We start from the raw sequence: 21,221 nt of genomic DNA, 5'->3' as shown, positions 1-21,221 counted from the left end.
ATCAGTTTCCCCTTATGCCAAAGCTGAAAGTGCAGCCTCCGCCTCGCCAATTGCTTCCGGTGTGCCAACGGTGAGCCAATGCCCAGTCATCGGCATACCATACAACCGACCTGATGCAATCGCCGCATCAAAATAGCGGTTGAGCGAGGAAACACCGGGTTCTGCGTCAGCAAAAATGCGTGAATGCAGGATCGCAACCCCGGCATAGATGACCCGCTCACCGGAAACATCGCGGGCGCGGCCCAAGCGCCCCTCCCCATCTGCAACAAAATCACCTTTGCCTTCAAAACCTGTGGCCTGCTCAAGGCTTGCTGTCATCAGCAAAATATCCATCTGGCTATCGTCCCAGGCATCGGCAAGCGTCAAAATATTCGGCTTTGCCTCATCCCCAACCCAGAATGTATCGGCATTGAGAACATAGAACGGCTTATCACCAAGCAGTGGCAGCACATTAATGATACCGCCAGCCGAATCGAGCAACAGGTCACGCTCGTCGGAAATGGTAATTTCGGGCGAGGTGCGATTTTTCAGATAATCAATCAGTTTGTCGGCTAAATAATGTACATTGACGATTGTGTTTCTGACGCCTGCCTGTGCCAAAGCATCAAGGCCCCAGTCAATCAGTGGTTTTCCGGCAACCTTTACCAAAGGCTTTGGGATGGTTTCGGTGATTGGACGCATGCGCTTGCCAAGCCCTGCCGCAAGCATGATGGCCGTATCAGGCATTTTCATTCTGTGCCGTTCCTTCCCCAATCAGCCCATGCTCGTCAAACCAATGCGCCACCGGCGCCATGACCGGGTGTTTTAACACGCGACCGAGATAATCATGGATGCGCGGCAAATGGTTTAGATAATCCGGCTTGCCATCACGCTCATCAAGCCGCACGAAAAGCCCCAAAAGCTTCGCGTTGCGCTGCGCACCCATGGCGGCATAGGCTTTGCCGAACAACGTCTCATCAAACGCATGGCCGAACTTCAAGCGCTCGTCGCAATAGGCGCTGACAACCGCCTGTTCCAGTTCCGGCAAAATTGTCACCCGCGCATCGAGCGCCAGCGATGCCACATCATAAGCGGCAGGCCCGATCATCGCATCCTGAAAGTCGATTGTCCCGATCTGATCCTTACCGGTTTTTTCCGGGAACCAGAAGAGGTTCGGCGAATGATAATCACGCAAGAGCAGACTCTTTTCGCAATCGGCGATGGCGTCGATCACCTCGTCCCACGCCGTTTCATAGGCCTGCTTTTCAGCATCGGTCAGGGGTCTGCCCATCATGCGCGGCGCGTACCATTGCCCGAAAAGGCTGACCTCGATCATCATTGCGTCACGGTCAAAGCCCGCAATGACATGATCGGGATATCCATCCAGCGGCACGCGATCCGGCCACGCGACGCCATGCAAATGCGCGAGAAAACGACCAGCCGCTTCATAACGTTCGCGGATAGGCTCGCCGGACTGAGCGCGTATGCCTGTTGTACCGAGATTCTCCAGAATGAGAAAACCGGTGTCAAAATCGGCGGCGCGCATTTCCGGCACGCGAAAGCCATGCGTGGCAAGCAGCCCGTCGATGACCGCGAAGGCCAGAATATTTTCCGCCAGATGCGCGATCTGGCGATAGGATTTGCCATTGCGCAGCGGCGGGTCATAGGGCATTTGCGGTGCGTTCATCAGGATTTCAATGCCGTGCCGGCTGCGAATGATTTCATATTTGCGCGGAGAGGCATCGCCTTGCAGATAGCGGCGAATTGCATCGCTGCGGTCATGCTTGTCCAGAAACGCCCTTATGGCAAGCGAACGTTCTAGCCTAAGGATTGCTACTTGAGGCCCCGAAATTGCAATGCGTCGCCCTGCCCCTTCATGGCTCAGATGAACCGCAAAAGTGACGTCCGGCAAAAAGCCTTCCGCCTGTTGCGGCCATTCGCAAAGCACAACGCCCTCTTGCAGAAATTCGGCAAGCCCCAGCTCATCGAGTTCCTCACCATGCGAAATGCGATAGAGGTCAGCATGGGCAACCGGTATCCGCAAGGCCTCATAGCTTTGCACCAGCGTGAATGTCGGGCTTGGAACGTCCAGTGCTTCATCATCGGCAATGACGCGAATGATGGCACGCGCCAACGAGGATTTTCCTGCTCCAAGGTCGCCCGAAAGCGTGACGAAATCACCCTTTTGCAGGGCAAAGGAAAAATCTTCGCCAAATCGTTGCGTGGCCGCCTCGTCGGGGAGGACGAATTCAATATTTTTCTGGGCGCTCATCAGCACCATTTACCTTATTCAGCCGCCGCACGGAAGCTGCGTGCTTCGGATGGAAAGCGGCAGATCACGGTTGTGCCCCTACCAGCATCGGTTTTGATATCGACCTTGCCGCCATGCAGTTCGACAAAGCTTTTGACGATCGAAAGGCCAAGCCCCGCGCCGCGTCTGCGCCCACCATTGGGATAGGACTGAAAACGCTTGAACACCATTTCCAGCACGTCATGCGGCATGCCCGGACCGTCATCATGCACAGCAAAAACCAGATCGTCACCATCGCGCACGACCTGCAACCGTACCGTCGAGCTTTCGGGCGCATAATCCGCCGCATTCGACAGGAGATTGAACAGAACCTGACGCACACGGTTTGAATCGGCCTTGAACACGTCAACATCGTCGGCGATGTCGATATCAAGCCCGATATCGTGATCATGCAGGCGCTCGGTGGCACGTGCGGCGGCAGCCGACACCACCTCGCTCACCGAAACCTCGCCAATCTCCAGTTCCATGATGCCGGCATCAACGGTGGCAAGATCGAGAATGTCATTGACGATGGTGAGCAGGACCGAGGAAGACGTACTGATATGATCGAGATATTCGATCTGCCGCTCATTGAGCGAGCCGAAAGCCGGTGTCTGCAACAATTCAGTAAAGCCGATAATATTGGTCAGCGGCGAACGCAGTTCATAAGAAACATGCTGCACGAAATCATTCTTGATCCGGTCGGCAAGTTCCAGTGCCTCGTTCTTTTCCTTTAATGCCCGTTCGACGCGAACCGTATCGCTGACATCGATAAAGGTCAGCATGGTCTGCCCTTTTGGCAGCGGCACGGTGGCAAAGGACAGGATGATGCCGTCATCCAGTTCCACCTGTCCTGTTCGGCCATCGCGCGTGTCCAGAAAGCCGGTCACAGACGAAACGAAATCATCCCAGACGCTGCCACCGCGTTTATTGCAAAGCCGTGCGATGCTGGAAATATGCGTACCTTCCACGACCATGGCGGCAGGCAATGACCAGAGTTGCGCAAAAGACGGGTTTGACAAACGCAAGCGACCATCCGAACCGAACACCGCGACAGCTTCCTCAAGATGATCAAGCGTTTCGCCCTGCACCTTGATCAGTGTATTATAGCGGCCTTCGAGCTCGTATTTCTCCGTCAGATTCTCAAAAAACCATGTCACGCCGCCCTGCGGATGCGGATTGGCGACCACACGAAGGCTGCGTCTGTCGGGCAGGTGCCACATATGCTGCTGCGGTTCCACAGCACGATAGGCGGAAATCATGGAATCCTTCCATTTGCGCCATTCCGGCTGCTCGGGCAACTTTCCTTCCGAACGCAGACGGTCAAAAATCAGCGTATTGCTGGGTCTGGTCTCAAGCCATGCCGTATCAAGCGACCAGAGTTTGGCAAAGGCCTGATTGAAGAACTGAAGCTTCATGTCGGGATCGAAAATCGCAACGGCCGTCGAAAGCTGATCCAGCGTTTCCGAATGGCTTTTCAACGTGCGATTCAGCTCCTCGCGGATTTGCTCGATTTCACTCAGATCGAAGCCCAGTCCTGCGGATCCTGTTTGTGTCCGCACATCGGTCACATCGAACATGCGGCGGTCACCACGTACCACGGTACCCAATTGCTCGTGCAATACTGGTTCGGCAAAACGGTCGCGTGAAAGCCTGAGCCGCGCCTGCGCACCGAAAAGCTCGCGATTGTCAGCAAGCGCCTGGCTGGGTTCATCAACGCCAACTGCCTGCGCGTAGGCGTGATTGACCCATTCCAGACGGCCACTGGCGTCACGCAGCCACACCGGCTGCTCAATATGCTCAAGCAGACGCCGCAGCAATTCGATACGCTCGGACAACTCCTGGTTGCGCGCCTGAAGTGTTGCGCGTTCGGCCTGCACACCGTCGAGGCTGAAGAAGCGGGCAACCGCAAAGCCGCCAGATATCTGGCCCTGCACATCGAGCAAGGTACCCTGATTGGTCTCGATCGTCAGGTTAAAGCCGGACGCGTTTTCACGCAGTCGGGCAATGGCGTGTTCGAGTACTGCAACCGATTGCGGACGCAGCCAGCGACCAAAAGCCAGAAAAGCCGAACGTTCCTGCGGAACGCCACTATTTTCCGACAATTGCCCGACCACATCGGTATGCACACTGTGGTTATCCCAGACAACGATGCGCTGATCCTTGAGATTGAGAAGCACTTCATTGCGTTGTGCGCTCAGGCTTAAATCGGCGAGCCGGGAACGCAAGACTTTGTTTTCATTGGCAGTGCGGGTGCGCTCACGAATGACCCAACCTGCCGAAAGCAGCGCCGCGCCCATGGCACCGACGAACATGGAGAACTGGATGACCTCAAATGCACCCACGCTACCACTGCCAAAAGGAAGGTCGATGCGCGCGCCTTGTGCGAAGGCGGGGGCTGCGGCGATAATAGCCCCTACCGATACGGTGCCCTTGAAGAATAAGCGGCGAAGAGGCCTTGCAACCCTTACAAGGCCAGCTGCAAAATTGCGGGCTGTCCCGATTGCGGGTTTGCACCGGGCTTTATCCGGTAAGCCGACCTCTCGCATGTTTGCCTTTTCTCCACCACCCCAGCTGCGCGGCCATCACAATGCACACACAGCCAAATTACAGAATATCTCATTGTTCGATCTGGTTTCGCGCCTCGCTAACGGTCACCGGAACCAAACGAATTCCGGAAACGAAGCAATTCATTGCCTCCCGCCAGAACTGGCTAAAAACACAACACAAACACCCAGAAAAATACATTGTTTCACACATGTCCGTGCAAGAAACCGATCCGTATCAGCCTCGGAAATGCCTGTGATTCGCCTTCACAATACCCTTACCGGGAATCCACGTGAAGCATGTGGCTTACAAAAAGAAAGGCTGGGCAGTTTGTGAACCGCCCAGCCTCAATATTTAGTAGGTCTTTCCGCTATGGTTAATACCTGTAGTGTTCCGACTTGAACGGTCCCTGTGGAGTGACGCCGATATAAGCGGCTTGTTCATCGGAAAGCACGGTCAGCTTGGCACCCAGCTTGTCGAGATGCAGGCGAGCGACCTTTTCATCGAGATGCTTTGGCAGCACATAGACTTCGTTCTTGTATTGATCGGCGCGAGTGAAAAGCTCGATCTGGCCCAGCACCTGATTGGTGAAGGAGGCCGACATGACGAAGCTGGGATGCCCGGTTGCATTGCCAAGATTAAGCAGGCGGCCTTCTGAGAGAAGAATAATACGCTTGCCATCGGGGAATTCGACCAGATCGACCTGCGGCTTTACATTGGTCCATTTCAGATTTTTCAGCGCAGCCACCTGAATTTCATTATCGAAGTGGCCGATATTGCCGACAATGCACATGTCCTTGAACTTGCGCATGTGATCGAGCGTGATCACGTCCTTGTTGCCGGTTGTGCTGACGACGATATCGGCGCTTGATGCCGCATCGTCGAGTGTAACAACTTCAAAACCGTCCATTGCCGCCTGCAATGCGCAGATCGGGTCGACTTCCGTCACCTTCACGCGAGCGCCTGCACCGGCAAGCGATTGCGCCGAGCCTTTGCCGACATCGCCATAGCCGCAGACAACCGCGACCTTGCCCGCCATCATCACGTCGGTGCCGCGACGAATACCATCGACCAGCGATTCCTTGCAGCCGTATTTATTGTCGAATTTCGACTTGGTGACGCTGTCATTGACGTTGATGGCCGGAAAGGGCAGGAGGCCTTTTTTCTGCAACTGATAAAGACGGTTGACGCCGGTGGTGGTTTCTTCCGTCACACCCTTGATGGCTGCGCGTTGCTTCGTGAAAAAGCCGGGTGTCGCGGCCATGCGCTTCTTGATCTGGGCAAAGAGTACTTCTTCCTCTTCGCTTTCCGGCTTGGAGAGCACATCTTCGCCCGCTTCAGCGCGTGCACCGATCAGGATATACATGGTGGCATCGCCGCCATCATCGAGAATCATGTTGGAGGGTTCGCCATCCGGCCATTGGAAAATCTGATCTGTATAAGTCCAGTATTCTTCCAAAGTCTCGCCCTTGATGGCGAAAACCGGCGTGCCGGTCGCTGCAATTGCTGCGGCTGCATGATCCTGCGTCGAGAAGATGTTGCACGATGCCCAGCGCACATCCGCGCCCAGTTCCTTGAGCGTTTCAATCAGCACGGCGGTCTGAATGGTCATGTGCAACGAGCCGGAAATGCGTGCACCTTTAAGCGGCTTGGATTTGCCGAACTCCTCGCGGGACGCCATCAGGCCTGGCATTTCGGTTTCGGCAATGTCGAGTTCCTTGCGGCCCCAATCGGCGAGGCTAAGATCCTTGACAACAAAATCCTGATTTGCGGTCATCATATGCTCCGGTGAGATGCAATTCCGGCACAAGCATGAAGGAGGCGCGGAATCGCGTTATAAAAATCGCGCCGCAATGCGTTTCAATGCGTTTTAGGGCAAAATGCATCCGGCCTGCATTCTGACTAGCAGATCGCAAGCTCCAGCACAACGCAACATAAACAAATCTTTATACGTGCATACCGAAAAGAGGCGAGACCATCAGCTTTCTTCGCCAAATTTGTCTGCAATCAGCGCTTCGAGAGCGGCCATCACCTCTTCCGCCTGTTCGCCCGAAGCGCTGATCTCGATGCAGCAACCGGGGGAGGCGGCAAGCATCATCAGCCCCATGATTGAGGTGCCGCCGACCGTCATCCCATCCTTGGACACACGGACATGCGCGTCATAGCTATCGACAAGTTGGACGAATTTGGCCGAAGCGCGCGCATGAAGCCCCCGCTTGTTGAGGATTTCGAGCGACCGGGAAAGTGCTATATCGGCATCATACTCGCCGGTAACGGTGACAGTGGAGTGCATAAGTTACTTTCCTGTCAGGACCTGACTGGCGACATTGATATATTTGCGCCCCGCATCCTGTGCTTCGCGAAGGGCAGCCTTTATATCGCCGCCGCTACGTACACTGGAAAGTTTGATCAGCATTGGCAGGTTCACACCGGCAATGACCTCTATCCTGCCTTCCTGCATCACTGAAATAGCCAGATTGGAAGGGGTACCGCCGAACATATCGGTCAGAATGATGACACCATTTCCATTACCGGCGCGCTCGACAGCATCGACAATATCCTGCCGACGCTGTTCCATATCGTCTTCCGCACCGATGCACACGGTCTCGAAATTGTCCTGCGGGCCCACCACATGCTCTACGGCATGAAGAAACTCTTCGGCCAGCCTTCCGTGCGTAACAAGCACGAGTCCGATCATACTATAAAAGCTCCCGTCGCGCGCCCGCCGCATCGTCCTGAGTGACGACCAGATGGCACATGCTTTGTTTTAGCGTGATTTTCCGAAAACCTGTGCGATTTTCAGGATCATGCAATAGCCGGAAACATGCCGGCGAGCTGTGCATCTTGGCAGGGCAAATCCTGATAGCAAGTGAAAAATCTCCACATTGCCTTGAAAAATGCAAAATGCCGCAGAGCTATGCAAGAATGCGTGCACTCGTCACTCAAGGTCAGCTTTTTTGTGGTAGCCAGGGCTCGTAGAACAATGTGGCCTCGATTGCCCGCGAAAGCGCAATGGAATCACCATTGGACCAAAGAGCCGGCAAAAGCAGTCGCGGTAACGTAACGCCCTCGAAGTTCCAGACACCGCCGCCGGGATAGCGTTCGGCTTCAGGGGCAGTGACAAGTTCAATCACCAGGTCGAGCGACGTCGAAGCAATGAAAGGCACCTTGAACAATCCGGCTCCCCGGATTTCCACACCGCCAGCAAGAGCTGCCGGCACGCTGGCAACGAGCTTGCTCCCCTGCACACGCAGCAAGGTTCGATCATCGGCGACCAGAAAGGCTTTTTCGCTGCGAAGGCCCGCCCGTTCGATCAACATTAGCGCAAGCTCGGTTTTACCGGCACCAGAGCGCCCCATGATCATCACACCGCAGCCCTTTAACTGTAGGGTTGTGGCGTGCACGCCGCTTTTTTCCTGTTCGGGCGTCATGATCCGGTTGGCAGGTCAATGATAAAGCGCGCACCGTTAACCGTTTCCGGTTGAGCCGGGTCGAAGATGTTCTCCGCCATCAGCGTGCCACCATGCGCTTCGATGATCTGGCGGCTGATCGAAAGGCCGAGACCCGAATTCTGGCCGAAAGCTTCCGAGGCCGGGCGATCGGTATAAAAGCGTTCGAAAATACGTTCGATATTCTCTGCCGGGATACCGGGGCCATTATCCTCGACCAGAACCCGCAAACGAGCGCCGTCTCCAGCCAGCGTCACAATAATACGACCGGTATCCTCGGGCACGAAGGAGCGGGCATTTTCGATGAGATTGCTGATGACCTGCCCAAGCCTTAGGTCATGACCGGCAACAGTATAGCCTTTTCGCCCGGCTGGAGGTTTGCCCACATTGAAGACGATCTCGGTGCCAACCTTGTTGCGGCGCACTTCGCGCGCTGCATTGACCAGATTAATGAGCAACACCTTCATATCCACACGGTCGATATGTTCGCGCGCAAGTTCTGCGTCGAGCCGCGATGCATCGGAAATATCGGTGATGAGGCGATCGAGACGACGCACATCATGCTGGATGACATCGAGAAGCCGCTTCCGCGAATCGTCACTCTTTGCGAGCGGCAACGTTTCCACAGCGCTGCGCAACGAGGTGAGCGGATTTTTTAACTCATGACTGACATCGGCAGCGAAGCTTTCAATGGCTTCGATACGTGTATAGAGCGCATCGGTCATATCGCGGATCGATGTGGAGAGGTGTCCGACCTCGTCCTGACGTTCGGAAAAATCAGGAATCTCGACGCGGCTTTTAACACCATGACGAACGCGGTCGGCTGCGGCCGCAAGCTTGCGCAAGGGACTTGCAATCGTCGAGGCGAGGAACAGCGACAGGATCACCATTACCAGCGCCACCACGCCAAAGACGCGGAATACCGCCATGCGCTCGGCCTGAACGATCTTGTCGATGTCATCGCCTTCGGTGGAGAGCAGCAAAACACCTAAAATAGCACGCGAGCGCTGGACTGGAACCGCAACCGATACCACGAGCTCGCCTTTTTCATTGCGCCGTTGCGCCGTCTGCGGCGAGCCGGACAGCGCCTTGACGATTTCGGGAAAAGCCAGCCCGTTGCCGCCCGGTTGTTCCTGATAGGTCGAACCGCCGCCATAAAACAGGGCCATCATCCAGTTACTGAAACGCTCCCAAAAATCGGGGGCATCTTCTTCAATCGGCGGCAGATCATAGCGCAGCACCGGGCCGGCAGAGGGGAAGCTCGTCGAATAGAGCGCGCGCGAATCAAGCAACATATTGGCATAGCGGTCATAGATGCGCGCCCGTGTGCTGGTTGGCGAAATCAACCGGCGCAGCAACGGAGAAACCTTTTCGGGATTGATCGGAAACTCCCAATTGTCGGGCGAATCAGGCGAGGGCGTCAGGCTTTGCCCGGCCTGAAGCTCCAGGAGCTTTTCAGGGTCGATCAGCAGCGAATTGGTATCAATCGTCGCCGAAGCCGAAATTGCGGCTGCGATAATCTTGCCCTGTGTCAGGAGACTTTCGATCTTGGCATCGATCAGTCCTTCCCGAAACTGGTTCATGTAGAGAATGCCTGAAACCAGTACTCCGAGCGCTGCAAGATTGAGAAACAGGATGCGTCGCGTCAGGCTTGAAAACAGGTACTGGCCCAGAAACTTGCGGAAAGGCGCAAAAAAACGCCGCCAGAATACCGAGCGTTGCCGCCGGGCCCTGCGCTCCCGCCAACCAGCTTTAGGCCTTGCAAGGCCATCGTTCCGGGTCTCTGCGACCATCTTATCCTGTTACTCAAATTAACCAGTGCCGGACCCGTGTATGTGCCCGGCACCTTTGCTATCGATCACTCACGCCTCGCGGAAGCGGTAGCCGACGCCGTAGAGCGTTTCTATCATTTCGAAACTATCGTCGGCTTCCTTGAATTTCTTGCGGAGCCGCTTGATGTGGCTGTCAATCGTCCTGTCATCCACATAAACCTGATCATCATAGGCCGCATCCATCAGCGCGTCACGGCTTTTCACAACGCCGGGGCGCTGCGCCAGCGAATGCAGGATCAGGAATTCCGTAACGGTGAGGGTGACGGGTTCGCCCTTCCAGGTACAGGTATGGCGTTCCTGGTCCATGACGAGCTGGCCGCGTTCCAGTGATTTCGCCTGCTGGCCGGTCGACTTCGCCGTGCCATCGCGCGCTGCGACCCGGCGTAAAACCGCCTTGACGCGCTCCACCAGCAAACGCTGAGAAAACGGCTTGGTGATGAAATCATCCGCCCCCATCTTAAGCCCGAAAAGCTCGTCGATCTCATCATCCTTCGAGGTGAGAAAAATGACGGGCAGATCGGATTTCTGACGCAGGCGGCGCAAAAGCTCCATACCATCCATGCGCGGCATCTTGATATCGAAAATCGCAAGATTAGGCGGGCGAGCCATCAGACCGTCCAGCGCCGAAGCGCCATCCGTATAGGTTTCAACCCGGTAGCCTTCCGACTCAAGCGCGATAGACACGGAGGTCAGAATGTTGCGGTCATCATCGACCAGCGCAATCGTCTGCGTTGCCGAGGCTTCCTTCATGCGGGCCTTCTCCTTATTCATACCGTCCGGTTAAACCGGCTTTTTGCAGTTCTGTTGTGGTGGCGAGCCTGATTTTGCAACTTGCAGGCTCAAAGCGCCGATACTGTAACCCAATGCTATAACAATGGGGCCGCATTTGCAGTACAAATTAGGTACAAAATGTGGCAGCCGCGCAAGAAGCTTTAAATTGGGTTTTGACGAATCACAAATTGGCTCATACACGCACTGGTTGTTTGTGATAAATAATACACGCAAAAAATAGACAATTAAACGATTTAAAAGAAATTCAAATTTTTTAAATCGATTAAATATTTGAATTCTCTCAGTTAATCTGTTTCTGACTTCGCATCCCTGCATCATTCAGAAAGTGGCGGGGCATTTTTATTTAACGAACCACACCGCGGAGACACCATGAGAGAGACCGGCATTCACAATACGGCCGCTTCCATTTCCACTTCAGGACTAAAGGAGCTCTCCGCAGTCTTTTATAACTTTGGACCGGCCAAGCTTTATGAGGAAACCATCCGGCGCGGCGAAGCAGAACTGACCGCACAGGGCGCATTGGTGGCACGCACCGGCCAGCATACCGGTCGTTCGCCCAAGGACAAATTCGTTGTGCGCGACGCCAATACGCAAGATCAGGTTTGGTGGGACAACAACAAGCCGATGACGCCTGAGGCCTTCGCGCTTCTTCATGCGGATTTTATCGAACACGCCAAAGGCAAGGAGCTTTTCGTTCAGGATCTCGTCGGCGGTGCTGACAATGACAACAAGCTCAATGTGCGCACGATTACCGAATATGCCTGGCATTCGCTGTTCATCCGTAATCTGCTGATCCGCCCTGAGGAGGCAACACTTGCCGCCTTCGTCGCAGAGATGACCATTATCGACCTGCCGTCCTTCAAGGCCGATCCGACACGCCATGGCGTGCGCAGCGAAACGGTAATCGCCGTCGATCTCACAGCCAAGATCGTCTTGATCGGCGGTACATCCTATGCCGGTGAAATCAAGAAATCCGTGTTCACGGCCCTCAATTACATTCTGCCTGCCAAGGGCGTTATGCCCATGCATTGTTCGGCCAATGAAGGCCCGAATGGCGACACCGCCGTGTTCTTCGGCCTTTCGGGGACCGGCAAGACCACGCTGTCCGCTGATCCAAGCCGCACGCTGATCGGTGACGACGAACATGGCTGGGGCGAAAACGGCGTCTTCAATTTTGAGGGCGGCTGCTACGCCAAAACCATTCGTCTCTCCGCCGAAGCGGAGCCGGAAATCTATGCCACCACGCAGCGTTTCGGCACGGTTCTGGAAAATGTCGTGCTCGATGAGAACCGTCAGCCGGATTTTGATGACGGATCGCTGACCGAAAACACCCGTTGCGCCTATCCGCTCGATTATATCCCGAATGCTTCCAAGACCGGCACTGGCAACCAGCCGAAAAATATCATCATGCTGACAGCAGATGCGTTTGGTATCATGCCGCCCATCGCAAAACTCACGCCAGCGCAGGCAATGTATCACTTTCTGTCAGGCTATACCGCAAAGGTTGCCGGAACCGAAAAGGGCGTAGTTGAACCGGAAGCCACTTTCTCGACCTGCTTCGGTGCACCCTTCATGCCGCGCCATCCGTCGGAATACGGCAACCTGCTGCGCAAGCTGATCGCCGAACACAAGGTCGATTGCTGGCTTGTCAATACAGGCTGGACCGGCGGCGCATACGGCACAGGCAATCGCATGCCGATCAAGGCCACGCGCGCGCTGCTTGCTGCAGGCCTTGACGGATCGTTGAATAACGCCGAATTCCGCACTGATCCGAATTTCGGCTTTGCCGTTCCGGTTGCAGTCCCCGGCGTCGACAGTGCCATTCTCGACCCGCGATCGACCTGGGCCGACAAGTCAGCTTATGACGCCCAGGCCAAGAAGCTTGTCGACATGTTCGTCAGCAATTTCGAAAAATTTGAAAGCCATGTCGATCATGATGTGAAGGATGCGGCACCCACAATCCAGATTGCTGCCGAATAACAAAACTATCCTGAGGAGGAGAGAAGGCCCGGCTGAAAAGCCGGGTTTTCTTTTGTTCAACGCGGCCAAAATATTGTATGGCTTTGCCCATGGAAGAAAGCCGCAATATTATCCGCATCACAAAACGCCTGAGCATCCGCGAGGATGACCTTGAGGAGAGCTTTATCCGCGCATCAGGCCCCGGCGGGCAGAATGTCAACAAAGTCTCGACCGCTGTTCAATTGCGCTTTCATGCCGCCCGTTCCGGCCTGCCGGAAGAGATATTGGCGCGGCTTTTCAAACTGGCCGGACAGCGCAGCACCAAGGACGGCGATATTCTAATCGAGGCCAATCGTTTCCGCATGCAGGAGCGTAACCGCGAGGATGCACGCGAGCGGCTAATCGCTTTGATTGCCAAGGCCGCCGAACCACCACCGCCGCCACGTAAGAAAACCCGACCGACCAAGGGGTCTGTCGAAAGACGCCTCAAAGCCAAATCCGGACGTTCAGAAGTCAAGAAGGGCAGGGGCAAGGTCTCGTTCGATTGAAACCGATCAGATTTTCCTGAGCGCGACTTCCTCAATCAAGTGATCGCTACCCTTGCGAAGGATAAGATCAGCGCGCGGCCGGGTGGGAAGAATATTTTCGCGTAGGTTCTTCATATTGATATTGTTCCACAGGCCTTCACCGATTGAACGCGCCGCTTCCTCAGATAGCTGCGAATAACGATGGAAGAAGGATTGTGGATTGACGAAAGCCGTCTCGCGCAGACGCATGAAGCGGTCAATATACCATTTGTGAATAAGATCGGCTTCCGCATCGATATAGATCGAGAAGTCAAAAAAGTCCGACACGAACGGCACCATCTTGCCGTCTTCGGGCAGATCACGCACCTGAAGCACGTTGATGCCCTCGAAAATCAGAATGTCGGGCTTGTCAACGATCTGGTATTCGCCCGGAAGCACATCATAGGTCAGATGCGAATAGAGCGGCGCCCGAACCTGGGCCATGCCAGCCTTGATGGCGGATAAAAACCGCAGCACCGCCCCAACATCATAGCTTTCAGGAAATCCCTTGCGCTCCATCAGGTTTTCAGCCCGCAAAAACTCATTAGGATAGAGAAAGCCGTCAGTCGTCACCAGATCGACCTTGGGGCTTGAAGGCCAGCGAGCGAGAAGCTCTTTCAAAATACGCGCTGTTGTGGATTTTCCCACGGCAACTGAACCGGCAATGCCGATGATGAACGGCGTCTTGAAACGCTCTTCCATATTGAGGAATTGCTGGCGCTGGCGAAACAGCAACTGGCTTGCTTCCACATGCGCATAGAGAAGTCGTGACAGCGACAAATAGATGCGCCGAACTTCATCAAGATCAATAGGATCACCCAGCGAACGCAGGCGTTTGACTTCTTCATAAGTGAGGGTGAGGGGGGTGTCCGCACGAAAACCCGCCCATTCTATCGCCGAGAAGAAACGATAGGGCGAGTAGCGCGATGGCGTCAGCTGGTCCACTTTCTCCCACATAGTGTCGCGGTCCTCCCTCAACGCAAATTCTGCACTCAGAGCTTTTGGTTCCATTTGCATTCAGGCTTTACGACTGGCCTTCTCCTCAAGGCCCGTCTGCGCCGTGCGACGCTGCAACTCCTCAAGAACCTCATTGAGCGGCACGTCCGCAATCTTGAGCACCAACAGCAAATGATAAAGCAGATCAGCGCTTTCCGTGACGATTTCCGCGCGGTTGCCTTCGACTGCGGCAATCACCGTTTCCACGGCTTCTTCACCGAGTTTTTTGGCGGCCCTGGTCTGGCCCTTTGCAACAAGGCTGGCCGTATAGGACGATCCGTCGTTCACGCTGGCGCGTTGCGCAACAATGCGTTCGAGGTCGGCGAGCGTGAACTGGCTCATCAAAATTCCTTCAGATTTTTAGCGAACCGGATCGAGCCGCATTGGAATACCGGCTTCAGCCATATAGCGCTTTGCCTCGCCGATCGTATAGGTACCAAAATGGAAAATCGACGCGGCAAGCACTGCCGTGGCATGGCCATCGCGAATACCTTCGACCAGATGATCGAGATTGCCGACGCCGCCCGAAGCAATCACCGGAACCCGTACGCTGTCGGCAATGGTGCGGGTCAGCGCAATATCATAGCCCGCCTTAGTGCCGTCGCGATCCATGGAGGTCAAAAGCAATTCGCCAGCACCAAGGCTCACCACCTTCTGCGCAAACTCCACAGCATCGATGCCGGTAGTCTCACGCCCGCCATGGGTAAAGATTTCCCAGCGATCTGCTTCACCGGCACCCGAAACCTTCTTGGCATCAATCGCCACCACGATGCACTGATTGCCGAATTTGTCGGCGGCTTCGGCGACAAAATCCGGGTTCTTGACCGCCGCCGTGTTGATCGACACCTTGTCGGCACCCGCCAGCAGCAGCTTGCGGATGTCAGAAACCTGACGCACGCCGCCGCCAACCGTCAGCGGCATGAAACATTGCTCAGCTGTACGGGCGATAACGTCAAAAATTGTCTCGCGATTGTCCGAGGACGCCGTGATGTCGAGGAAGCACAGTTCGTCGGCACCCGCCGCATCATAGGCGCGGGCCGCTTCCACCGGATCACCGGCATCGATCAGATCAACGAAGTTGACACCTTTGACAACACGACCGTCTTTAACATCGAGGCACGGTATCACTCTTGCTTTCAGCATTGTTGTCCTCGATCTGTCGCGTCTCTTTTTAGCTTTGCCTGTCCTCGCGGTCCGGCCTGCGCCGGACTGTTCGCTGCGGGTAGGCGATGGCGACCGTCTTTGACATCGAGGCACAATATCACTCTTGCTTTCAAGGTCATTTTGATGCCCTCAGAACGGACAGCGCTTCCGCTGGATCAATACGCCCATCATAAAGTGCACGACCGGAAATCGCGCCTTCAAGTTTTTGCGCATCAGGTGCTGCAAGGCGCTTTATATCATCCATGGAAGCAAGGCCACCGGATGCTATGACTGGAATGGAAACGCTGTCGGCAAGTTTTAAAGTCGAATCCCAGTTGATGCCAGCCAATACGCCATCACGGTCGATATCGGTATAGATGATGGCGGCAACGCCTGCGCCCTCAAATTTTTGCGCAAGCTCGATCACGCCAAGCTCGGATGCTTCCGCCCAGCCTTCAACAGCGACATAGCCACCCTTGGCATCGATGCCAACGGCAATCTGGCCCGGAAATTTTTTGCACGCCTCAATCACCAGCGCCGGATCGCGCACGGCGATGGTGCCCAGGATGACACGCTTCAAGCCCTTGGACAGCCAGCTTTCGATATGTTCGAGTGTGCGAATGCCGCCGCCAAGCTGTACCGGATTTTTGGTGGCTTTGAGGATCGCTTCCACAGCTTTGCCATTGATACTCTCGCCCGCAAAAGCGCCGTTGAGATCGACCACATGCAGCCATTCAAAACCCTGATCCTCAAAGGCCCTGGCCTGGGCTGCGGGATCTTCATTATAGACGGTGGCCTGATCCATGTCGCCAAGCTTCAGGCGCACGCATTGACCGTCTTTCAAATCGATGGCGGGAAAAAGAATCATATTCTCAGGGCTTCCATTTCAGGAAATTGGCAATCAGCGCAAGGCCGAGCAACTGGCTCTTTTCGGGATGGAACTGCGTACCTACCATATTGTCGCGACCGACCGTTGCCGTGACATCGCCACCATAATCGGTGACTGCCAGAACGTCCGTCTCGTTTGTCGCAGCGAACATATAGGAATGCACGAAATAGGCATGCAAGCCGTTTTCGCCGGTATCGATTCCGTCAAAGATCGGGTGTGAATGTTTCACGTGAATCCGATTCCAGCCAATTTGTGGAATCTTGAGAGATGGGTCGGACGGCGTCATTTCGCGCACGTCACCGGCTATCCAGCCAAGACCTTGCGTCACTTCCTTTTCCAGTCCGCGTTCGGACATCAACTGCATGCCGACGCAAATACCAAGGAAAGGCCGCGCTTTATTCAGCACCACATCATTGAGCGCTTCGACCATGCCGGGGACGGCATCAAGGCCACGCCGACAATCGGCATAGGCGCCAACACCGGGCAGCACGATGCGGTCCGCAGAGGCCACACGATCGGCATCGGCGGTCAGTTCGATTTCGGCATCAATGCCGCTTTCATGGGCGGCGCGTTCAAAGGCCTTGGTGGCCGAGCGAAGATTGCCGGAACCATAATCGATAATTGCAACACGCATTGTCAGTTTTCTCCGCGATGGCCCACAAAGCCAATCGTCGAACCAGTGGAAGAATAAGCGGGGCGGGCGACCTGATGTGTCCATTCGGGCGCGGGTGCATGGGGGTGGACTGCACGCGGCTCTTTGCGATCATGGAAATAACGGATTTCCGCTTCTTCCAGATTGGCGGCATCGATTATCGCTTTTTCCGCAAACCCGTGACGCCTGTATTTGGCAATTTTCCAGTTAGCGCCTTCGAGTGCGACAAAGATGGAAACCAGCAAGGTGATAAGTGGAACGGCATTGGCAATACCGAGCATTGAACCGCCAAAACCCAGCAAGATCGTAACGCCGAAAACAGCCGCGGCCTCGAACCACAAACGCTGGAACAACAACCACACAACGGGGAGGATGAGTGCAAGCACATGGAATCCATCGCGCACGAACACGGCATTCTCAGCATTTTGAGAATCAACTGGTTCCAGCACGACGAATTGCGCCATAATTTATCCCTTCAGCGAACCCTTGGTCGAGGGAATTGCGTCCTTCTGGCGCGGGTCGGTTTCAAGCGCTGAACGCAGAACCCGGGCCACCGCCTTGAAGATCGATTCGGCAATATGGTGATTGTTGGCACCATAATGATTGTTGATGTGTAGCGTGATGCCGGCATTGATCGCAAAGGCTTGAAAGAATTCGCGCACCAGTTCCGTATCGAAAGTACCGATCTTGGCTGTGGTGAAATTCACGTTCCAAACGAGATAGGCGCGACCGGACACATCGACCGCAGCCCCCGTCAGCGTGTCGTCCATGGCCAGATCCATCGAGGCATAACGCATGATGCCACGACGTTCACCCAAAGCTTTGGCAAGAGCTTGCCCCAGCGCGATGCCGGTATCTTCCACTGTGTGGTGATCGTCGATATGCAGATCGCCCTTGGCCATGACGCGCATATCAATCAGCGAATGGCGCGAAAGCTGTTCGAGCATATGATCGAAAAATCCAACGCCGGTTGTGATGTCGGATTTTCCAACACCGTCCAGATCGACGGAAACAGCAATACTGGTTTCCTTGGTGGCGCGTTCGATACTGGCCTTGCGAGTGCTTTCAGCAGACATAGCGTTCCTCATGACAATGCTAAGCCGCGTTCTAGAACAGCTTGCGCGCTTTGCCAAATGCTTTTGCTTGATCAAGCCTGATTGAGCGGTGAAGTGATTTATCGGTTTGCATTTCAATCGCAGCTTCTTAAATATTCAGAACGAAACGCGATTCACCTCCTTTAAAAGGCGAGCACGTTTCAATTTCACATGCAGGGATCTGCGCAATCGCCGTTCGGGATTGCACGGATCGCCAAAGGAGTGATCCATGATCGAACACAATCCCACGACAATTTACGGCACCACCATCGTCACCGTGCGCAAGGGCGGCAAGGTGGTGATTGCCGGTGACGGGCAGGTCTCGCTCGGCAATACGGTGATGAAGGGCAATGCGCGAAAAGTGCGCCGCATCGGTAAGGGCAATGTCATTGCCGGATTTGCAGGTGCCACGGCTGACGCCTTCACGCTGCTCGAGCGCCTTGAAGCCAAGCTTGAACAATATCCCGACCAATTGATGCGCGCCTCCGTGGAACTCGCCAAGGACTGGCGTACCGACCGCTATTTGCGCAAACTAGAAGCCATGATGCTGGTCGCCGACAGCAAGGTGACGCTGGCGCTCACCGGCACAGGCGACGTGTTGGAGCCCGAACATGGCGTCATGGCCATTGGTTCCGGCGGCAATTATGCGCTCGCAGCAGCCCGCGCGCTGGTCGATACCGAAAAGGATGCCGAGGAAATCGCCCGCAAGGCGATGGAGATTGCAGCCGATATCTGTATCTACACCAACCACAGCATCCTTGTTGAAAGTCTCGACGCTGAATGAGCACGCTCACGCAGGCTTCCCCTTCCAAAGCACATCGTTGGGGCCTTGGTGCTCTGATTGTCCTAGCCATCCTCGGAGTGCAAGCTTTCTGGCTTTATCTCGACGGGCGAATTGTCATGTGCGAATGCGGCACCGTAAAATTATGGTCCGGTTCGTTGATGAGCGAAAACTCCCAGCATATATCCGACTGGTATACGCTCTCGCACATCATTCATGGCTTTCTGTTCTACTGGCTTTTGACCATCATTGCACCCAAAGCCCCGCTGGGTCTGAGGCTTGCTATGGCAGTCGGTATCGAAGCTGCGTGGGAACTGATTGAAAACTCGAATTTCATAATCGAACGCTATCGCGCCAATACATCCTCTGTGGACTATTTTGGCGACAGCATCATCAATTCGGTTTCCGACACCATTGCAGCTCTCATCGGCTTTCTTCTTGCTGCCAGATTGCCTACCAAAATCACCGTCGCGCTTGCGCTGTTCTTCGAAGTTCTGGCGCTGATCGTCATTCGCGACAATCTCATACTCAACGTGATCATGCTGCTGCATCCGTTCGAGTCCATCAAGCAGTGGCAAAGCGGACTATAATCATGAGTAATTTTTCTCCCCGCGAGATCGTTTCCGAACTCGACCGTTTCATCATTGGGCAGAACGACGCCAAGCGTGCGGTTGCGGTTGCTCTGCGCAACCGCTGGCGCCGCCAGCAGCTGGAAGGCCAGATGCGCGAAGAGGTGATGCCGAAAAATATTCTGATGATCGGACCGACCGGTGTCGGCAAAACGGAAATCTCCCGTCGTCTGGCAAAACTTGCCGGAGCGCCTTTCATCAAGGTCGAGGCTACGAAATTCACCGAAGTGGGTTATGTCGGTCGTGACGTGGAACAGATCATCCGCGATCTGGTCGAGGCAGCAATCGGGCTTGTGCGCGAAAAGAAGCGCGAGGAAGTTAAAGCCAAGGCGCATATCAATGCCGAGGAACGCGTTCTCGACGGTCTTGTCGGCAAGACGGCCAGTCCCGCCACCCGCGACAGTTTCCGTAAAAAACTGCGCGAAGGCGAGCTGGACGACAAGGAAATCGAAATCGAGGTGGCTGATACGGGTGCAGGCCAGAATTTCGAGATCCCCGGTATGCCCGGTGCCAATATCGGCATGATCAATATCGGCGATATTTTTGGCAAGGCCATGGGCGGACGCACCAAGACGCGCAAGACCACGGTCAAGGAATCCTATTCCATCCTGATCAATGACGAATCCGACAAGCTGCTCGATCAGGACCAACTTGTGCAGGAAGCGCTGCGTTCGACCGAAAATGACGGCATCGTCTTTCTCGACGAAATCGACAAGATCGCCTCACGCGAAGGGGGAATGGGCGCAGGCGTCTCGCGCGAAGGCGTACAGCGCGATTTGCTGCCACTGGTTGAAGGCACCACGGTTGCCACCAAATATGGACCGGTAAAGACCGATCATATATTGTTCATCGCATCAGGTGCTTTCCATGTCTCGAAACCGTCCGACCTTCTGCCGGAGTTGCAGGGCCGCCTGCCGATCCGCGTGGAGCTTAACGCGCTGACGCGGGAGGATTTCCGCCGTATTCTGACTGAAACCGAAGTCAGTCTCATCAAGCAATATATTGCACTGATGGCGACAGAAGAGGTGACATTGGAAATCACCGATGATGCCATTGATGCATTGGCCGATATTGCCGTCGACCTCAATTCGACCGTCGAGAATATCGGCGCGCGCCGTCTGCAGACGGTGATGGAAAAGGTGCTGGACGATATTTCGTTCCATGCACCCGACAAGTCGGGATCGGAATTTAAAGTCGATGCAGACTATGTCCGCAAGACCATTGGCGATCTGGCGAAAAACACCGATCTGTCGCGCTTTATCCTTTAAACAAATGACAGAGCCTGATTTGGGATACTTGGCGGTCTCTCAAATCAGAATTATGTGGCGGTAAAAAATTGTTATTTTCTACTTTACAAATTAAGTATAGAATATCCTTTTAATAAGGAGAATTGCGATGAAAAATTTTAGACGCATTTTATGCACTACACTTATTTTTGCATCCGCGATGGGGTCTAGTATAGTTTATGCTCAAGCTTGGATTTGCTTAACTGATCCTTTCGAGGCCCCGCTTTGCCCTGGTTTATGCAAGAATTCTTTTTTACCCTATGATGTATGCATGTGAAATGAATCGCTCTATCGAGTGACCGGAAAGCCACGGCTCCGTTTCCTTTCTTATCTTGGC

The 21,221-nt window shown here is 54.7% G+C and carries 21 protein-coding genes; 5 read left to right on the top strand and 16 right to left on the bottom strand.

The window, feature by feature from the left end; genetic code table 11:
• Window positions 1-12 precede the first annotated feature (12 nt).
• The 9 genes from AAIB41_RS09595 to AAIB41_RS09555 all read right to left on the bottom strand — a co-directional run bounded on the left by AAIB41_RS09595 (window position 13) and on the right by AAIB41_RS09555 (window position 10,847).
• Window positions 13-732 carry a nucleotidyltransferase family protein gene (locus AAIB41_RS09595; RefSeq protein ID WP_343313100.1) on the bottom strand — a complete coding sequence of 240 codons (720 nt, stop codon included), beginning with the start codon at window positions 730-732 and terminating at the stop codon, window positions 13-15.
• Window positions 719-2,251 (bottom strand): tRNA (adenosine(37)-N6)-threonylcarbamoyltransferase complex ATPase subunit type 1 TsaE, encoded by a 1,533-nt coding sequence (tsaE, locus tag AAIB41_RS09590; protein WP_343313099.1) that lies wholly within the window; start codon window positions 2,249-2,251, stop codon window positions 719-721. Before tsaE ends, AAIB41_RS09595 begins: the two co-directional genes overlap by 14 nt.
• A gap of 14 nt (window positions 2,252-2,265) precedes the next feature.
• Window positions 2,266-4,818, bottom strand: a complete 2,553-nt coding sequence (locus AAIB41_RS09585) for a PAS-domain containing protein (RefSeq protein WP_343313098.1) — start codon at window positions 4,816-4,818, stop codon at window positions 2,266-2,268.
• Between the two features lie 374 nt (window positions 4,819-5,192).
• Window positions 5,193-6,593, bottom strand: a complete 1,401-nt coding sequence (gene ahcY / locus AAIB41_RS09580) for an adenosylhomocysteinase (protein ID WP_343314726.1) — start codon at window positions 6,591-6,593, stop codon at window positions 5,193-5,195.
• A 201-nt stretch (window positions 6,594-6,794) separates the two neighbouring features.
• The gene (locus tag AAIB41_RS09575) at window positions 6,795-7,109 is read right to left on the bottom strand and encodes an HPr family phosphocarrier protein (protein ID WP_343313097.1); all 315 of its coding nucleotides are present in this window, start codon (window positions 7,107-7,109) and stop codon (window positions 6,795-6,797) included.
• 3 nt (window positions 7,110-7,112) lie between these two features.
• Complete coding sequence (locus AAIB41_RS09570; RefSeq protein ID WP_343313096.1) at window positions 7,113-7,514, bottom strand: PTS sugar transporter subunit IIA; 402 nt, start codon at window positions 7,512-7,514, stop codon at window positions 7,113-7,115.
• Window positions 7,515-7,764: 250 nt separating this feature from the next.
• Window positions 7,765-8,247, bottom strand: coding sequence for an HPr kinase/phosphorylase (locus tag AAIB41_RS09565; protein WP_343313095.1), 483 nt, complete (start codon window positions 8,245-8,247; stop codon window positions 7,765-7,767).
• Complete coding sequence (locus tag AAIB41_RS09560) at window positions 8,244-10,058, bottom strand: sensor histidine kinase (RefSeq protein WP_343313094.1); 1,815 nt, start codon at window positions 10,056-10,058, stop codon at window positions 8,244-8,246. Before AAIB41_RS09560 ends, AAIB41_RS09565 begins: the two co-directional genes overlap by 4 nt.
• Before the next feature lie 69 nt (window positions 10,059-10,127).
• Entirely contained in the window at window positions 10,128-10,847 is a 720-nt protein-coding gene (locus AAIB41_RS09555) for a response regulator transcription factor (RefSeq protein ID WP_343313093.1), read from the bottom strand.
• A gap of 411 nt (window positions 10,848-11,258) precedes the next feature.
• On the opposite strand from AAIB41_RS09555, the gene AAIB41_RS09550 reads away from it, so the two are divergent.
• Together AAIB41_RS09550 and arfB are read left to right on the top strand one after the other, a co-directional pair.
• On the top strand, window positions 11,259-12,869 hold the full coding sequence (locus AAIB41_RS09550; protein ID WP_343313091.1) for a phosphoenolpyruvate carboxykinase: 1,611 nt from the start codon (window positions 11,259-11,261) through the stop codon (window positions 12,867-12,869).
• Window positions 12,870-12,946: 77 nt separating this feature from the next.
• A complete protein-coding gene (arfB, locus tag AAIB41_RS09545; RefSeq protein ID WP_343313090.1) occupies window positions 12,947-13,396 on the top strand; it encodes an alternative ribosome rescue aminoacyl-tRNA hydrolase ArfB in 450 nt (149 codons plus the stop codon).
• Between the two features lie 6 nt (window positions 13,397-13,402).
• Here the strand turns inward: arfB and coaA are convergent, their stop codons facing one another.
• The 7 genes from coaA to hisB form a co-directional block, all read right to left on the bottom strand.
• Complete coding sequence (gene coaA, locus AAIB41_RS09540) at window positions 13,403-14,371, bottom strand: type I pantothenate kinase (protein ID WP_343313089.1); 969 nt, start codon at window positions 14,369-14,371, stop codon at window positions 13,403-13,405.
• Window positions 14,372-14,431: 60 nt separating this feature from the next.
• A complete protein-coding gene (locus tag AAIB41_RS09535; protein WP_343313088.1) occupies window positions 14,432-14,752 on the bottom strand; it encodes a phosphoribosyl-ATP diphosphatase in 321 nt (106 codons plus the stop codon).
• Window positions 14,753-14,770: 18 nt separating this feature from the next.
• The gene (gene hisF, locus AAIB41_RS09530; RefSeq protein WP_343313087.1) at window positions 14,771-15,553 is read right to left on the bottom strand and encodes an imidazole glycerol phosphate synthase subunit HisF; all 783 of its coding nucleotides are present in this window, start codon (window positions 15,551-15,553) and stop codon (window positions 14,771-14,773) included.
• A gap of 136 nt (window positions 15,554-15,689) precedes the next feature.
• A complete protein-coding gene (gene hisA, locus AAIB41_RS09525) occupies window positions 15,690-16,421 on the bottom strand; it encodes a 1-(5-phosphoribosyl)-5-[(5-phosphoribosylamino)methylideneamino]imidazole-4-carboxamide isomerase (RefSeq protein ID WP_343313086.1) in 732 nt (243 codons plus the stop codon).
• Window positions 16,422-16,425: 4 nt separating this feature from the next.
• Window positions 16,426-17,076, bottom strand: a complete 651-nt coding sequence (hisH, locus tag AAIB41_RS09520) for an imidazole glycerol phosphate synthase subunit HisH (RefSeq protein ID WP_343313085.1) — start codon at window positions 17,074-17,076, stop codon at window positions 16,426-16,428.
• 2 nt (window positions 17,077-17,078) lie between these two features.
• A complete protein-coding gene (locus AAIB41_RS09515; protein WP_343313084.1) occupies window positions 17,079-17,558 on the bottom strand; it encodes a DUF2628 domain-containing protein in 480 nt (159 codons plus the stop codon).
• A gap of 3 nt (window positions 17,559-17,561) precedes the next feature.
• Window positions 17,562-18,170 carry an imidazoleglycerol-phosphate dehydratase HisB gene (gene hisB, locus AAIB41_RS09510; RefSeq protein ID WP_343313083.1) on the bottom strand — a complete coding sequence of 203 codons (609 nt, stop codon included), beginning with the start codon at window positions 18,168-18,170 and terminating at the stop codon, window positions 17,562-17,564.
• 247 nt (window positions 18,171-18,417) lie between these two features.
• Between hisB and hslV the strand changes: the two genes are divergently transcribed.
• From hslV to hslU, 3 genes are read left to right on the top strand one after another with little or no spacing between them, the layout of a single operon-like run.
• Window positions 18,418-18,972 carry an ATP-dependent protease subunit HslV gene (hslV, locus tag AAIB41_RS09505; protein ID WP_343313082.1) on the top strand — a complete coding sequence of 185 codons (555 nt, stop codon included), beginning with the start codon at window positions 18,418-18,420 and terminating at the stop codon, window positions 18,970-18,972.
• The gene (locus AAIB41_RS09500; protein ID WP_343313081.1) at window positions 18,969-19,559 is read left to right on the top strand and encodes a DUF2585 domain-containing protein; all 591 of its coding nucleotides are present in this window, start codon (window positions 18,969-18,971) and stop codon (window positions 19,557-19,559) included. The genes hslV and AAIB41_RS09500 overlap by 4 nt, the downstream gene beginning before the upstream one ends.
• 2 nt (window positions 19,560-19,561) lie before the next feature.
• Window positions 19,562-20,866 carry an ATP-dependent protease ATPase subunit HslU gene (gene hslU, locus AAIB41_RS09495; RefSeq protein ID WP_343313080.1) on the top strand — a complete coding sequence of 435 codons (1,305 nt, stop codon included), beginning with the start codon at window positions 19,562-19,564 and terminating at the stop codon, window positions 20,864-20,866.
• Window positions 20,867-21,221: the final 355 nt, after the last annotated feature.

Source organism: Brucella sp. BE17 (genome assembly GCF_039545455.1).
In the GTDB taxonomy this organism is placed as follows: domain Bacteria; phylum Pseudomonadota; class Alphaproteobacteria; order Rhizobiales; family Rhizobiaceae; genus Brucella.
The sequence above is the reverse complement of the archived record's forward strand: the minus strand, read 5'-3'. Positions and strand labels throughout refer to the sequence as shown.

Coding starts and splice junctions, on each gene's coding strand:
- hslV (WP_343313082.1), top strand. CDS start 18,418: ATGATCGAACACAATCCCACGACAATTTACGGCACCACCATCGTCACC.
- coaA (WP_343313089.1), bottom strand. CDS start 14,371: ATGTGGGAGAAAGTGGACCAGCTGACGCCATCGCGCTACTCGCCCTAT.
- hisH (WP_343313085.1), bottom strand. CDS start 17,076: ATGCGTGTTGCAATTATCGATTATGGTTCCGGCAATCTTCGCTCGGCC.
- AAIB41_RS09555 (WP_343313093.1), bottom strand. CDS start 10,847: ATGAAGGAAGCCTCGGCAACGCAGACGATTGCGCTGGTCGATGATGAC.
- tsaE (WP_343313099.1), bottom strand. CDS start 2,251: ATGAGCGCCCAGAAAAATATTGAATTCGTCCTCCCCGACGAGGCGGCC.
- hisB (WP_343313083.1), bottom strand. CDS start 18,170: ATGTCTGCTGAAAGCACTCGCAAGGCCAGTATCGAACGCGCCACCAAG.
- arfB (WP_343313090.1), top strand. CDS start 12,947: ATGGCTTTGCCCATGGAAGAAAGCCGCAATATTATCCGCATCACAAAA.
- AAIB41_RS09500 (WP_343313081.1), top strand. CDS start 18,969: ATGAGCACGCTCACGCAGGCTTCCCCTTCCAAAGCACATCGTTGGGGC.
- AAIB41_RS09550 (WP_343313091.1), top strand. CDS start 11,259: ATGAGAGAGACCGGCATTCACAATACGGCCGCTTCCATTTCCACTTCA.
- AAIB41_RS09595 (WP_343313100.1), bottom strand. CDS start 732: ATGAAAATGCCTGATACGGCCATCATGCTTGCGGCAGGGCTTGGCAAG.
- hisF (WP_343313087.1), bottom strand. CDS start 15,553: ATGCTGAAAGCAAGAGTGATACCGTGCCTCGATGTTAAAGACGGTCGT.
- hisA (WP_343313086.1), bottom strand. CDS start 16,421: ATGATTCTTTTTCCCGCCATCGATTTGAAAGACGGTCAATGCGTGCGC.
- AAIB41_RS09585 (WP_343313098.1), bottom strand. CDS start 4,818: ATGCGAGAGGTCGGCTTACCGGATAAAGCCCGGTGCAAACCCGCAATC.
- AAIB41_RS09535 (WP_343313088.1), bottom strand. CDS start 14,752: ATGAGCCAGTTCACGCTCGCCGACCTCGAACGCATTGTTGCGCAACGC.
- AAIB41_RS09515 (WP_343313084.1), bottom strand. CDS start 17,558: ATGGCGCAATTCGTCGTGCTGGAACCAGTTGATTCTCAAAATGCTGAG.
- AAIB41_RS09570 (WP_343313096.1), bottom strand. CDS start 7,514: ATGATCGGACTCGTGCTTGTTACGCACGGAAGGCTGGCCGAAGAGTTT.
- AAIB41_RS09575 (WP_343313097.1), bottom strand. CDS start 7,109: ATGCACTCCACTGTCACCGTTACCGGCGAGTATGATGCCGATATAGCA.
- hslU (WP_343313080.1), top strand. CDS start 19,562: ATGAGTAATTTTTCTCCCCGCGAGATCGTTTCCGAACTCGACCGTTTC.
- AAIB41_RS09560 (WP_343313094.1), bottom strand. CDS start 10,058: ATGGTCGCAGAGACCCGGAACGATGGCCTTGCAAGGCCTAAAGCTGGT.
- AAIB41_RS09565 (WP_343313095.1), bottom strand. CDS start 8,247: ATGACGCCCGAACAGGAAAAAAGCGGCGTGCACGCCACAACCCTACAG.
- ahcY (WP_343314726.1), bottom strand. CDS start 6,593: ATGACCGCAAATCAGGATTTTGTTGTCAAGGATCTTAGCCTCGCCGAT.